The 13,274-nt window shown below is 69.6% G+C and carries 14 protein-coding genes; 7 read left to right on the forward strand and 7 right to left on the reverse strand.

Annotation, left to right across the window (positions count from 1 at the left end):
- Positions 1 to 23: 23 nt before the first annotated feature.
- The 3 genes from edd to ACSQ89_RS09195 are packed head-to-tail and all read left to right on the forward strand — an operon-like array spanning position 24 to position 3,216.
- A complete protein-coding gene (gene edd, locus ACSQ89_RS09185; RefSeq protein WP_436290723.1) occupies positions 24 to 1,862 on the forward strand; it encodes a phosphogluconate dehydratase in 1,839 nt (612 codons plus the stop codon).
- A complete protein-coding gene (eda, locus tag ACSQ89_RS09190; RefSeq protein WP_436290722.1) occupies positions 1,853 to 2,494 on the forward strand; it encodes a bifunctional 4-hydroxy-2-oxoglutarate aldolase/2-dehydro-3-deoxy-phosphogluconate aldolase in 642 nt (213 codons plus the stop codon). Before edd ends, eda begins: the two co-directional genes overlap by 10 nt.
- On the forward strand, positions 2,491 to 3,216 hold the full coding sequence (locus tag ACSQ89_RS09195; RefSeq protein ID WP_436290721.1) for a haloacid dehalogenase type II: 726 nt from the start codon (positions 2,491 to 2,493) through the stop codon (positions 3,214 to 3,216). The genes eda and ACSQ89_RS09195 overlap by 4 nt, the downstream gene beginning before the upstream one ends.
- On the opposite strand, the gene gloA is transcribed toward ACSQ89_RS09195, so the two are convergent.
- The 6 genes from gloA to ACSQ89_RS09225 form a co-directional block, all read right to left on the reverse strand.
- Positions 3,213 to 3,623 (reverse strand): lactoylglutathione lyase, encoded by a 411-nt coding sequence (gene gloA / locus ACSQ89_RS09200; protein WP_093102194.1) that lies wholly within the window; start codon positions 3,621 to 3,623, stop codon positions 3,213 to 3,215. The two genes, ACSQ89_RS09195 and gloA, sit on opposite strands and share 4 nt — an antisense overlap.
- A gap of 43 nt (positions 3,624 to 3,666) precedes the next feature.
- Positions 3,667 to 4,353, reverse strand: a complete 687-nt coding sequence (locus ACSQ89_RS09205; RefSeq protein ID WP_436290720.1) for a glutathione S-transferase family protein — start codon at positions 4,351 to 4,353, stop codon at positions 3,667 to 3,669.
- An 82-nt stretch (positions 4,354 to 4,435) separates the two neighbouring features.
- Positions 4,436 to 5,122: an ABC transporter ATP-binding protein gene (locus ACSQ89_RS09210; protein WP_436290719.1), complete on the reverse strand. Its 687-nt coding sequence runs from the start codon at positions 5,120 to 5,122 to the stop codon at positions 4,436 to 4,438.
- Between the two features lie 82 nt (positions 5,123 to 5,204).
- The gene (locus ACSQ89_RS09215) at positions 5,205 to 6,845 is read right to left on the reverse strand and encodes an ABC transporter permease (protein WP_436290718.1); all 1,641 of its coding nucleotides are present in this window, start codon (positions 6,843 to 6,845) and stop codon (positions 5,205 to 5,207) included.
- A gap of 76 nt (positions 6,846 to 6,921) precedes the next feature.
- Positions 6,922 to 7,956: a Fe(3+) ABC transporter substrate-binding protein gene (locus ACSQ89_RS09220; RefSeq protein WP_436290717.1), complete on the reverse strand. Its 1,035-nt coding sequence runs from the start codon at positions 7,954 to 7,956 to the stop codon at positions 6,922 to 6,924.
- Positions 7,957 to 8,077: 121 nt separating this feature from the next.
- On the reverse strand, positions 8,078 to 8,626 hold the full coding sequence (locus ACSQ89_RS09225) for a PaaI family thioesterase (protein ID WP_436290716.1): 549 nt from the start codon (positions 8,624 to 8,626) through the stop codon (positions 8,078 to 8,080).
- Positions 8,627 to 8,678: 52 nt separating this feature from the next.
- Here ACSQ89_RS09225 and ACSQ89_RS09230 point away from each other — a divergent pair, with 52 nt between their 5' ends.
- Genes ACSQ89_RS09230 through ACSQ89_RS09245 form a run of 4 tightly spaced genes read left to right on the forward strand, consistent with a single transcriptional unit; the run spans position 8,679 to position 12,522 of the window.
- Entirely contained in the window at positions 8,679 to 9,143 is a 465-nt protein-coding gene (locus ACSQ89_RS09230) for a MarR family winged helix-turn-helix transcriptional regulator (protein ID WP_436290715.1), read from the forward strand.
- Positions 9,136 to 10,392: an MFS transporter gene (locus tag ACSQ89_RS09235; RefSeq protein ID WP_436290714.1), complete on the forward strand. Its 1,257-nt coding sequence runs from the start codon at positions 9,136 to 9,138 to the stop codon at positions 10,390 to 10,392. The genes ACSQ89_RS09230 and ACSQ89_RS09235 overlap by 8 nt, the downstream gene beginning before the upstream one ends.
- The gene (locus ACSQ89_RS09240) at positions 10,389 to 11,792 is read left to right on the forward strand and encodes an MATE family efflux transporter (protein ID WP_093102206.1); all 1,404 of its coding nucleotides are present in this window, start codon (positions 10,389 to 10,391) and stop codon (positions 11,790 to 11,792) included. The genes ACSQ89_RS09235 and ACSQ89_RS09240 overlap by 4 nt, the downstream gene beginning before the upstream one ends.
- 28 nt (positions 11,793 to 11,820) lie before the next feature.
- Positions 11,821 to 12,522 carry an SDR family oxidoreductase gene (locus tag ACSQ89_RS09245; RefSeq protein ID WP_436290713.1) on the forward strand — a complete coding sequence of 234 codons (702 nt, stop codon included), beginning with the start codon at positions 11,821 to 11,823 and terminating at the stop codon, positions 12,520 to 12,522.
- On the opposite strand, the gene ACSQ89_RS09250 is transcribed toward ACSQ89_RS09245, so the two are convergent.
- On the reverse strand, positions 12,504 to 13,268 hold the full coding sequence (locus ACSQ89_RS09250) for an aldolase (protein WP_093102209.1): 765 nt from the start codon (positions 13,266 to 13,268) through the stop codon (positions 12,504 to 12,506). The genes ACSQ89_RS09245 and ACSQ89_RS09250 overlap by 19 nt on opposite strands.
- Between the last annotated feature and the right edge of the window lie 6 nt (positions 13,269 to 13,274).

Here is a 13,274-nt window from a genome sequence, read left to right on the forward strand (position 1 = left end):
CCCCACTGCACAGTGAAGCACTCATGACTACACATCCCACCGTACGCGATGTCACCGAGCGCATTCGTGCGCGCAGCCGGGACCTTCGAAGCGCCTATCTCCAGCGGCTGACCGAGACCCGCAACCGCGACCGCGGCTCCGACCGCATGGGCTGCGCCAACGTGGCGCACGCCGTGGCCGGCATTCCGGCCAGCGACAAGTTCAAGGTGGTGACCGAGCGCGCACCCAACATCGGCGTCGTCAGCGCCTACAACGACATGCTCTCGGCCCACGCGCCGTACCAGGGCTATCCCGACATCGTCAAGCACGAGGCGCGCCGCCTCGGCGCCACCGCGCAGGTGGCAGGCGGCGTGCCGGCGATGTGCGACGGCGTCACGCAGGGCACGCCCGGCATGGAGCTGAGCCTGTTCAGCCGCGACGTGATCGCGATGGGCACGGCCGTGGCGCTCACGCACGACATGTTCGACGCCGCGCTGCTCCTGGGCGTGTGCGACAAGATCGTGCCGGGCCTCCTGATCGGCGCGCTGCACTTCGGCCACCTGCCCACCGTCTTCGTGCCCGCGGGGCCGATGCCCTCGGGCCTGTCGAACAGCGCCAAGTCCAAGGTGCGCGAGCAGGCGGCCCAGGGGCTGGTCGGCCGCCAGGGCCTGCTCGATGCCGAGATGGCCGCCTACCACGCGCCGGGCACCTGCACCTTCTACGGCACCGCCAACAGCAACCAGATGCTGCTGGAGGCGATGGGCCTGCACGTGCCGGGCACCGCTTTCATCCAGCCCGGCGATGCGATGCGCGAGGCGCTCACGCGCGAGGCGGTGCGCACGGTGCTGGGGGTGGCCGCCAAAAAGCCTTATGCCACGCCGCCGATCGGCGAGATGGTCGACGAGCGAAGCATCGTCAACGCCATGGCAGCGCTGCTCGCCACCGGCGGCTCGACCAACCACCTGATCCACTGGGTCGCGGTGGCGCGCGCTGCCGGCATCCTGATCGACTGGAACGATTTCTCCGAGCTCTCGGAGGTGGTGCCGCTGCTCACGCGGGTCTATCCCAACGGCAGCGCCGACGTCAACGAATTCCAGGCCGCGGGCGGCCCGGGCTTCGTGATCGGTGAACTGCTCGACGCCGGCCTGATGCATGCCGACGTGCTGACCGTGCGCGCCGGCGGCCTGCGCGAATACGCCAGCATCCCGACGCTGGCCGGCGCGCCGTCGGACGAGCACGTGCTGAAGTGGCACGCCGCCGCACCCTCGAAGAACGAAGCCGTCGCGCGGCCGGTCTCGGCGCCGTTCAGCGCCACCGGCGGCCTGAAGCTCTTGAGCGGCAACCTCGGACGCAGTGTGATCAAGGTGTCCTCGGTGCCGGACGACCGGCACGTGATCGAGGCGCCGGCCCGTGTCTTCGATTCGCAGGCCGAACTGCAGCACGCCTTCACCGCCGGCGAACTCGAACGCGACGTGGTCTGCGTGGTGCGCTGGCAGGGTCCACAGGCCAACGGCATGCCCGAGCTACACAAGCTCACGCCGCCGCTGTCGGTGCTGCAGGGCAAGGGCTTCCGTGTGGCACTGGTGACCGACGGCCGCATGAGCGGCGCCTCGGGCAAGGTGCCGGCCGCGATCCACGTCTCGCCCGAAGCCGCCGCCGGCGGCCCGCTGGCCAAGGTGCGCGATGGCGACCTGATCCGGCTCGATGCGGTGGCCGGCACGCTGGCCGTGCTGCTGCCGGCCGACGAATGGGCCGAGAGAGAAAGCGCGACCCTGCCCGACGAACTGCGCATCGCCAACGGTCACGGCCTGGGCCGCGACCTGTTCGCCGGCATGCGCCGCAATGCATTGACTGCCGAAGAAGGAGCCTGCACATGGATGTGAACCCCACGCTGTCCGCCATCGACGTGATGCGCGACGCCCCCGTGATCCCGGTGATCGTGCTGCACGACGTCAAGGACGCGGTACCGCTCGCGCGCGCGCTGGTCGCCGGCGGCATCCGCATGCTCGAAGTGACGCTGCGCACGCGCGAGGCGCTCGAATGCATCGAGATCATCGCCAAGGAGGTGCCCGAGGCCGTGCCCGGCGCCGGCACCATCCGCAGCGCGGCCGATGCCCAGGCCTCGGCGCTGGCCGGCGCGAAGTTCGGCGTCAGCCCGGGCTACACGCGCGCCGTGGGCAAGGCCTGCCACGACCTCGGCCTGCCGCTCCTGCCCGGCGTGGCGACCGGCAGCGAAATCATGCTGGCGCAGGAGGACGGCTTTACCGAACTCAAGTTCTTCCCGGCCGTGCAGGCCGGCGGCGTCGCCATGCTCAAGGCCTGGCAGGGACCTTTCGGCGAAGTGAAGTTCTGTCCCACGGGCGGCGTCACGGCGGCCAATGCGCACGAGTTCCTCTCGCTCGCCAACGTGGCCTGTGTGGGCGGTTCGTGGATCGTGCCGACCGAGGCGATCGCGGCCGGCGACTGGGCGCGCATCGAAGCGCTGGCGCGCGAAGCCAGCCAGCTGGTGCGATGAGCGAAGACTTCGATGCCGGCGATCTGAAGGTCATCGCCTTCGACGTCTTCGGCACGGTCGTCGACTGGTACAGCGGCATCGCCGCCGAGGCCGAGCGCATCGTGCCGGGCGTCGACGGCGGCGCCTTCGCGCTGGCCTGGCGCGCGGGCTACCAGCCCGCGATGAAGAGCGTGATGGAACGCCTCGCGGCCGGCGAGGGCGGCTTCACGCTGCTCGACGAACTGCACATGGGCATTCTCGAAGGCGTGCTGCGCGACTTCGGCCTGGGCGATCTGGATTCGGCGCGCAAGCGCGAACTCAACAAGGCCTGGCACCGGCTGCCGGCCTGGCCCGATGCGCTCGAGGGTCTGGCGCGGCTCAAGCGCAAGTACATCATCTGCACGCTGTCCAACGGCAATATTGGCCTCTTGACCGAGATGGCCAAGAATGCCGGGCTGCCCTGGGACTGCGTACTGTCGGCCGAGGTCTTCAAGGCCTACAAGCCCGATCCGCGCACCTACCTCGGCGTGGCCGCGGTGTTCGACGTCACGCCCAGCCAGGTGATGCTCGCGGCCGCGCACCACGACGACCTGGCCGCCGCGCGCACCTGCGGCCTGCGCACCGGCTACATCGAGCGGCCGAAGGAGTTCGGACCCGACCGCCCGAAGAATGTTTCGCCGCGCGCGGACAACACGCTGCATGCGCGCGACATCGGCGCGCTGGCGGATCTGCTCGGTTGCTAGCGAAGCCCGCCGGCGGCGGCGCCTTCCGGACGCTGGATCAGCTCGATCTTGTAGCCGTCCGGATCCGTCACGAAGGCGATCACCGTGGTGCCGCCCTTGACGGGGCCGGCCTCGCGCGTGACGTTGCCGCCCACGGCCTTGATCTTCTCGCAGGCCGCATAGGCATCGGGCACGCCGAGCGCGATGTGGCCGTAGGCCGTGCCGAGTTCGTAGCTTTCGGTGCCCCAGTTGTAGGTCAGCTCGATCTCGGCCTGGGCCGGGTTGCCCTCGTAGCCGACGAAGGCCAGGCTGTACTTGTACTCGGGGTTCTCCGAGGTGCGCAGCAGTTGCATGCCGAGCACTTGCGTATAGAAGTCGATCGAGCGCTGGAGATTGCCAACGCGCAGCATGGTGTGGAGAAGTCGCATCTCGTGGGGTGGTGCAAAGTGGTTGTCGCCGGCGATTGTCGGTTCAGGCGCGGCCGGCGAGTGTCAGCAAATGCGCTTCGTGCTTCTGCAGGAAGGCGCGCAGGTGCTGCGGATACTCGGGCACCACGGCATGGCGCACGCTGGGGCGTTCCGCGAGCGCCTTACGCCAGGCGCGCACTTTCGGCGTCGCGTCGAAGATGTGCGAATCGCTGATCTGGTCGAAGACATCGAAGTAGCGAAAGATCGGCGCGAAGACCGCATCGACCAGGCTGAAGCGCGTGCCGGCGAAGTAGGGCCCATCGCCCAGCGCGGCCTCGACGCGTGCGAACTTGGCAACGAGCGCCTGCCGCTTCTGCTCGAACACTTCGGCATCGCGCGTGGTCTCGTAGCCCCACAGGTCCGCGAGGATCGCGGAGCCGAATTCCATCCATGCCCGGTGCTCGGCGCGCGCGAGCGGGTCTTCAGGATGCAGGCGCGGGCCGGGCTGGGTTTCCTCGAGGTACTCGCAGATCACGTTGCTTTCGAAGAGGACGGCTTCCTTGCCACCGGGCTGCGGTACCCGCAGCAGCGGCACCTTGCCAAGCGGCGAGATCTTGACGAACCAGTCCGGCTTCTGCGCGAGGTCGATCACGACGCGTTCGAAGGGCACTTCCTTTTCGAAGAGCGCGATCGCGGCGCGCTGGACGTAGGGGCACAGCAGGTGGCTGACGAGAGTGAGTTGGGCGGTCATGCGTGCTTTCGTGTTGTTCAAGTGAATCGAAAGCGCGATTCTTGCGAGGCTCAAAGACCTTTTCTGAAAAAGCCCATGTGCGTCATTCCGCAGTTCCGCCGGTCCAGCGCGTCAGCCGACCGTTGTGCATGACGCCGACATGGTCGGCCATGGCCTGCGCCTCGGCCTCGTTGTGCGTGACCAGCATCGCGGTCTGGCCGGCGGTTTTGAGGATCTCGCGCACCTCGGCCGTCAGGCGCTCGCGCGTGCTGGCATCGAGGTTGGAGAAAGGCTCGTCGAGCAGCAGCAGCGCGGGTGCCGGTGCGAGCGCGCGGGCCAATGCGATGCGCTGCTGCTGTCCGCCCGAGAGTTCGTGCGGATAGCGTTCGCCGGCCTCCGCCAGGCCCACCAGCGCGAGCATCGCGGCCACGCGTGCATCGCGCTCCGCGCGCGCGAGCCGCCGCAGGCCGAAGCCCACGTTCTGCGCCGCCGTGAGATGCGGGAACAGCGCGTACTCCTGGAACATCATGCCGACGCGGCGCTGTTCGGGCGGGAGGTGGGTGGTGGGCGAGGACAGCAGCTTGTCGCCGAGCAGGATCTGCCCGGCGCGCACCGGTTCGAAGCCCGCGATCGCGCGCAGCACCGTGGTCTTGCCGCAGCCGGAAGGGCCGAGCAGGCAGCCGATGCGGCCCGCGTCGAGCGCGAGCGAGAAGCCGTCGACCACGGTGTGCAGCCCGCGTGCGCCGTCGTAGGCGAGGCGCACGCCGTCGAGTTGGAGCGTAGCGCTCATGTCGGCCCCCACGCTCGGCACTGCGTGTCCTCGCTGCCCCCCGAGGGGGCGTTCGCTTGCTCGGGGCGGCCCAGCGCGGCGCTCATTGCGCGAGTCCCTCCGGCGCCGCACCCAGCCGGTTGCGCGCCAGCAGGATCACGGGCAAGAGCCCGGCGAGCACGATCGCCAGCGCGGCGATGGCGCCTTCTTCGTAGGTGCCGCGCGCGGCCTCCGCGTAGAGCCAGGTCGCCAGCGTGTCGAAGTTCGCGGGCCGCAGCAGCAGGGTGGCCGGCAGCTCCTTCATGGCATCGACGAACACCAGCAGCGCGCCCGCGGCGATGGCCGGCTGCAAAAGCGGCAGATGCACGCGTCGCAGCGTGCCGCCGGCCGTTTCGCCGAGCAGGCGCGAGGCCTGTTCGAGCGCCGGCGGTATGCGGGCCAGCCCGGCTTCGATGCCGCCGACCGGCATCGCGAGAAAGCGGATTGCGCAGGCCATGACGAGCACGATGCCCGCGCCCATCAGCGGCAGTCCTTCGCGGCCCATGAGCGCGCCGAGCGCGGCGTCGAAAGCCAGTGCCGGCGTGAGCAAGCCGATGGCCAGCACCGTGCCCGGCAGCGCGTAGCCGAGCGTGGCGACCCGCGCCTGCCAGCGCGCGCGGTTGACCGTCGAGCCCTGGCTGCGCACTGCCCAGGCCACCACCAGCCCGGCGGCTACGGCGGCCAGCGTCACGCCCGCGGCCAATGCGAGGGTGTTGCCCAGGCTCGCGAGCAGGCCGTCGGAGATGCCGCCGCCCTGGCGCAGCCGCTTGGCCGTTTCCCAGACCAGGTAGAGCGCCGGCGCGACGAAACCGATCGCGACCGGAAGCGCGGCGGCGGCGCTCGCCGCCCAGGCCGCTGCGCCGTGCAGGCGGCGCGGCTGGATCGCGCGCATGCGCTGCGCCGAGCCGAAACGCTGATGGCGCCGGCCGTTGCGTTCGAGCAGCACCAACGCCACCACCACGATGAGCATGGCGCAGGCGATCTGTGCCGCACCGGCCAGGTCGGAGCGCGTGATCCAGGTCGTGTAGACCGCGACTGTGAGCGTCTGGATGCCGAGGAATTCCGAAGCGCCGATGTCGTTGAGCGCCTCGAGCAGCGCCAGACTCAGGCCCACGGCCAGCGCGGGCCGGGCGAGCGGCAGCGCGACGCGGAAGAAGGCGCCGCCGCGGCTTTCGCCCAGCGTGCGGGCCGCTTCCATCAGATGGGCAGGCTGGGTCATGAACATGGCGCGCGCGGTCATGTAGACGTAGGGGTAGAGCACGAAGCCGAGCACGAAGATCGCGCCCGGCATCGAGCGCAGGTCGGGCAGGCGGAACTGGCGCGGGCTGTCGAAGCCCAGCGCCCAGCGGATCACGCCCTGTACCGGGCCGATCGGGTGCAGCAGGTCGAGGTAGGCGAAGGCGACGATGTAGGTCGGCATGGCCAGCGGCAGCAGCAGGGCCCAGTTCAGCACGCGTCGCCCCGGGAAGTCGCAGGCCGTGACCAGCCAGGCGCAGCCGGTGCCGATCACCAGCACCAGCACGCCCACGCCGGCCAGCAGCATCGCGGTGTTGAGCGCGGCCTGCGGCAGCACGTGCTCTGCGAGGTGTGCCCAATGCTGCAGGCCCGAACCCAGCGCGAGCCAGGCCAGGCTGAGAACCGGCGCGAGCACGCCGAGCGCGATGAGGATCGACGCGGCCCGCCAGACGGGCCCAACCGCTTTCATACCCCCACGCTCGGCACTTCGTGTCCTCGCTGCCCCCCGAGGGGGCTGACGCGCCTTGGGGCGGCCCGGCGGCGCGTCACTGATCGAAACCGACCTTGTCCACCAATGCGCTGGCCTGCTTGCGGTACTTGGCGATCTCGGTGATGGGCAGCGGGTCGACCTTCAGTTCACCGATGCTGGAGGCGATGATCGAATCGAGCGCCACGCCCTTGCGCACCGGGTATTCGTAGTTGGTCTCGGCGTAGAAGGCCTGCGCCGGCTCCGACACCAGGAACTCGAGCAGCTTGACCGCATTCGCGCGGTTCGGCGCGTTCTTCGCGACCGCGGCGCCGCTGATGTTGACGTGCGTGCCGCCGCTCTTGGCATTGGCGAAGGTCGGCCGGATCACCTTGATGGCATCGCCCCACTTGCGCGCGTCGCTGCCTTCCTTCGAGCCCTTCATCTGGCCCACGTAGTAGGAGTTGGCGAGACCGATGTCGCAGATGCCGCCCAGGATGTCGCGCGCCACGTCGCGGTCGCCGCCGGTGGCCTTGCGCGCCAGATTGGCCTTGACGCCGCGCAGCCACTGCTCGGCCTTGGCCTCGCCGTCGTGCGCGATCAGCGATGCGACCAGCGCCGTGTTGTAGGGATGTTGGCCGGCGCGGATGCAGACCTTGCCCTTGTACTTGGGATTCGCGAGATCTTCATAGCGGAAGGACGTGAGCGGCAGGCTCTTGTCGGCGTACAGCACGCGCGCGCGCATCGACAGCGAGAACCATTGGCCGTCGGCGCCGCGCAGGTTGGCCGGAATGGCCGATTCCAGCGCCGCCGATTTCACCGGCTGGGTGACGCCGCCGTCGACCAGGTCCATCAGGTTGCCGATGTCCACAGTCATGAGCACGTCGGCCGGCGAGCGGGCGCCTTCGGCCTTGACGCGCTCGCGCAGCCCGTCCTTCACGAACACCGTGTTGACCTTGACGCCGCTTTGCGTGCTGAAGGCGGTGATCAGGGGCTGGATGAGCCCGGGCTCGCGCGTGGTGTAGAGCGTGAGTTCCTCGGCCGCGTGGGCGGGCAAGGCGCCGGCCAGGCAGGCGGCGGCGATGCAGGTCAGCGCGCTAAGGCGTGCGGTCATGGGGCTTCTCCAGAGTCAATATGTAAAAAGCACCGGCGTCCGTTCGTTTGCGAACGCCGATACGAATCATTATCACTCTTGGAGGGCCGGGTTTCGGCCTTTGTGCTTACCGGCGCAGGGCCTACTCGCGCCGTGGCGGGATGTCGAAAACCAGGCAGGTGGTGGTGGCATGCGCGTAGAGCGTGCCGTCGGCGCCGACCAGCCGCGCCTCGGCAGTGGCGAGCTGGCGCCCGCAGTGGATCACCTTGCCCTCGGCGCGCACGCGCGGGACCTTGGGCGTCAGCGCCTTCACGAGGTTCACGCCGAGCTCGGCCGTGGTGTAGGCGCGGCCGGCCGGCATCATGGTGTGGACCGCGCAGCCCAGCGCCGAGTCGAGCAGGGTGGCGAACCAGCCGCCATGGATGGTGCCCAGCGGATTCAGGTGCCGCGGGAGCGGCGTGCCCTGGAACACCGCCCGGCCGGGGGCTACCGAGATGAGCGAGAAATCCAGCGTCTTCGCGATGGCGGCGTAGGGGATTTCGGCGCGCAGCATGGCTTCCATCATCTCCAGGCCGGTCTTGCCTGCGAGCTGTTCGGGCCGCGCCAGGCCGGGGCCAGGGCCCGCATTCAGCCGCTCCGCAGTCGTTTCTTCCTCGGCGATCCAGGCCGCCAGTTGCTCCGTCGCGTTCATTCGAATTCCTTTAAAGATTGCATATGCAATTATTGTAGCTACAATGGATGGCATGGATGCTATCGCAAAGCCGCAAGGCTGTACCAATTTCCGGCTGCGGCGCCTCCTGCGCCAGGTCGCTCGCCACTACGACGCCGAGGTCACGAAGAGCGGCCTCAAGACCACGCAGTACTCGCTGCTGTCGCATGTCTTGCACCTCGGGCCGCTGCGCCCGAGCGATCTCGCGCATGCGATGAACATCGACGCGTCGACGCTGACGCGCAATCTCAAGCCGTTGGTCGCGGCGGGCTGGCTGACGCAGGGCGACGGGCCCGATGCACGCAGCCGGCTGATCGCGATCACCGAGGCCGGCCGCAAGAAGCGCAGCGAAGCGCAGCGCCACTGGCGCACGGCACAGGAAAAACTCAACGCCCTGCTCGGCATCGAGCGGGTCATCGCGCTGCACGCGCTGATCGACGAGAGCATCGCGCTGCTGCAACCCGCGGGCGCTGCCGAAGAGGGAGATGTGGATGAATGACAAGACGACCGCCGCGCCCGCCACCCCTGTAGCGCGCTACGCCCTGTGGCTGGTGCTGCTGGCCGCCGCCGGCACCTTCGCGCTCACCATGGGCGTGCGTCAGACGATGGGGCTCTTCCTCTCCTCGCTCAACACGTCCACCGGCCTGGGCATCGGCAGCATCAGCCTGGCCTTCGCCTTCGGCCAGCTCTGGTGGGGCCTCACGCAGCCCTTCGCGGGCGCGGTGGCCGACCGGATCGGCACCGGCCGCGTGATCTTCATCGGCGCGCTGCTGGTGGCGCTGGGCACCATCATCACGCCGCTGATGACGACGACGGCCGGCCTGATCTTCGCGATCGGCGTGCTGGCCGCCGGCGGCGCCGGCATGGCCGGGCCTTCGGTGCTGATGGCCGCCGTCACGCGCATGGTGCCGCCGGCCAAGCGCGGCCTGGCCACCGGCGTGGTGAATGCCGGCGGTTCCTTCGGCCAGTTCGCGATGGCGCCGATCGCGATCGCGCTGATGGCCGGCGTCGGCTGGGCCAGTGCGATGCAATGGCTCGGCGTGCTGATCCTGCTGGCCTTGCCCGCGGTCTTCGTGCTGAAGGGCAATTCCAATCTGCTCGCGGCCCAGTCGGCAGCAGCGAGCGGCACGAAACCGCTCACGGCACGGCAGGCGATCGGCCAGGCGCTCGCCACGCCGAGCTACCGCTACCTGAGCCTGGGCTTTCTGGTCTGCGGCTTCCACGTCGCCTTCCTGGCCACCCACCTGCCGGGCGTAGTGGCGGCATGCGGCCTGCCGCCGGAGATCGGAGGCTGGGCGCTGGGCGTCATCGGCCTCTTCAACATCGTCGGCAGCCTGGCGATGGGCTGGGCTGTCGGGCGCTGGCGCATGAAGTCGCTGCTGGCGCTGCTCTATGCGACGCGCGGCATCGCGGTGCTGATCTTCCTGCTTGCGCCCAAAACGCCGGCCGTGATGATGGTGTTTGCGGCGGTGATGGGCATCACCTTCCTCTCGACCGTGCCGCCGACCGCGGGCCTGGTCGCCAAGATGTTCGGCCCGGCCAACATGGCGATGCTGTTCGGCGTCGTGATGCTGGCGCACCAGGTCGGCGGCTTCCTGGGCGCCTTCCTCGGCGGCTACGTGTTCCAGGTGACGGGCAGCTACGACATCGTCTGGTACATCGACATCGCGCTGGCTGCCGGCGCAGCGCTGATCAACCTGCCAATCCGCGAGCCTCGGCCGGCGCTGATGGCGAAGGCGGCAGCATGAGCAGTGTCGACCCGCGCACGCGCCGCCTGCTCGAGGCGCCGATCATCCCGACGCTGCTGCGCCTGGCCGCGCCCAACGTCCTGGTGATGGTCGCGCAGGCCGCTGTCGGCCTGATCGAGACCTACTTCGTCGGCAAGCTCGGCACCGATGCGCTGGCCGGCATGGCGCTGGTGTTCCCGATCGTGATGCTGATGCAGATGACCTCGGCCGGCGCGATGGGCGGCGGCATTGCCTCGGCGATTGCACGCGCGCTCGGTGCGCGGCGCCGCGACGATGCCGATTCGCTGGTGCTGCATGCGATCCTGATCGCGCTCGGCTTCGGCCTCGTGTTCACGCTGGCGCTCCTCTTCGGCGGGCGCTGGCTCTATGCGCTGATGGGCGGCACCGGCGCTTCGCTCGACGCGGCCTTGACCTATTCGAACTGGGTGTTCGCCGGCGCGGTGCTGGTGTGGCTCTTCAATTCGCTGGCGGCGGTGATCCGCGGCACAGGCAACATGTCGGTGCCGGCCAACGTGACGGTCGCCGGCGTGGTGGTGCTGGTGCCGCTGTCGCCCTTGCTGATCTTCGGCTGGGGTCCGATTCCCGGCATGGGCATCGCCGGCGGCGCGATCGCGCTCTTGCTCTACTACCTGGCCGGCACGCTCGCGCTGTGGGCCTACCTGCGCGGGAGCCGCAGCCTGCTCAAGCCCTCATGGGCGAAGGCGCGCTTCCGGTGGCCGCTGTTCGCCGACATCCTGCGCGTCGGCCTCGTGGGCGCGGTCTCGACCGTGGCCACCAACCTGTCGATCGGCATCGCGACCGCGCTGGCAGGCCAGTTCGGCCCCGGTGCGATCGCCGGGTACGGCACCGCCTCGCGGCTCGAATACCTGCTGGTCCCGCTGGTGTTCGGCCTCGGTGCGCCGCTGGTCGCGATGGTCGGCACCGCCATCGGCGCGGGGCAGCGCGAACGCGCCCTGCGCGCCACCTGGGCGGGCGCGGCGATGGCCTTCGTGCTCACCGAGACCATCGGCCTCGCGGCCGCGCTGTTCCCGAGGCCCTGGCTGATGCTCTTCGGCAGCGATCCGGCGATGCTCGAAGCGGGCTCGCAGTACCTGCGTGCGGTCGGGCCCTTCTACGGCTTCTTCGGCGTCGGGCTGGTGCTGTACTTCGCTTCGCAGGGCGCGGGCCGCCTTCTGTGGCCGGTGCTCGGCAACATCGCGCGGCTGGCGGTGGCCGGGATCGGCGGCTGGCTCGCGTTGCGCTGGGGCGGCCAGCTGAGTCACGTATTCGTCGCGCAGGGCGCCGCGCTGGTTGTCTACGGCATCGTCATCGCATCGTCGATCGCCGGCGGCGCCTGGTTCGGCCGTGTCGGCTGGCCGCGCACCACGGCCGGGCTGCTGCGGCGCGTTCAGCAGACCTGAATCCTCCACTCATTACCGAAAGCTTTCCATGAAGATCAAGGACTCCGTCGTTTTCATCACCGGCGCCAACCGCGGCCTCGGGCTCGCCTACGCACGTGCAGCGCTCGCGGCCGGCGCGAAGAAGGTCTACGCGGCCGCGCGCGACCCGAAATCCATCACGCTCGAAGGCGTGCACGCCTTCGCGCTCGACGTGACCAAGCCCGAACAGGTCGAAGCGGCCGCCCGCGCCTGCGGCGACGTGACCCTGCTCGTCAACAACGCCGGCATCTCGCGCGGCTCGGGCCTGCTGTCGCCGGACGCCGTGGATGCGGCGCGCGCCGAGTTCGAGACCAACTTCTTCGGCCCCTGGGCCTTGAGCCGTGCCTTCGCGCCGGCGCTGGCGAAGAACGGCGGCGGCGCCATCGTCAACGTGCTGTCGGCGCTGAGCTGGATCAGCCTGCCGGGCGCGGCCACCTACAGCACCTCGAAGTCGGCCACATGGTCGCTCAGCAACGGCCTGCGCAACGAATTGCGCGGGCAGGGCACGCAGGTCGTCAGCGTGCACGTGGCGTTCATGGATACGGACATGGCGAGCCATGTGCCGGGCGACAAGACATCGCCCGACGATGTGGCGAAGCAGACTTTCGCCGCCGTCGAGGCCGGCCTGCCCGAAGTGCTGGCCGACGCGGTGACGCGCCAGGTCAAGCAGGGCTTGGTGGCGGACCCGCCTGCCTACGCGGCCGCGCGCTGAAGCGGGCGTTCGGGACGCGGCGCGGGCAGCAGCCGGCGAAGCGCCTCGAAGAACAGGTCGGACTGCTCGCGCTCGCCCTGGATCTGCGCCGCCACGTGCGCGGCCAGCGCCGCGTCGACCGGCACCAGCGGCCGGCCGGTGGATTGCGCGATCACCTGGTGCAGACAGGCGCGCTCGAGGTAGTAGAGGTCGTCGTAGGCATGGGCGATGTGCGCGCCGGCCACGATCACGCCGTGGTTGGCGAGGAAGGCCACGTCCTTGCCGGCCATCGCATGGGCGATGCGTTCGCCCTCGCGGTCGTCGAGCGCCAGCCCGTTGTACTGCGCATCGATGGCGATGCGGTTCATGAAGCGCATCGCGTTCTGGCTCAGCGTCGGGTCGAGCGCGCGATCGGCGGTGAGCGTCAGGGCGGTCGCATAGGGCATGTGGCAATGCAGGACCACCGCGTGGCCGGTAATGCGATGCACCGCGCCGTGGATGAAGAGGGCGGTGGGCTCGACGCGATGGCGGCCGGCCAGCACCTCGCCGTGCATGTCGATCAGCACGATGTCATCGGGGCCGATCTCGCTCCAGTGCAGGCCGCGCGGGTTGATCAGGTAGCGGTCCTGCGCACCGGGCAGCGCGACGCTGAAATGGTTGCACACGCCCTCGGAGAGGCCATGGTGCGAGGCGGAGCGCAGCGCCAGCGCGAGGTTGTCGCGCAGGATGCGGACGGCGGGGCTGGCGTAGTCGGATTCGGCAGACATGGCGAT

This window comes from Variovorax sp. LjRoot175, assembly GCF_964253805.1.
Taxonomy (GTDB): Bacteria; Pseudomonadota; Gammaproteobacteria; order Burkholderiales; family Burkholderiaceae_C; genus Variovorax.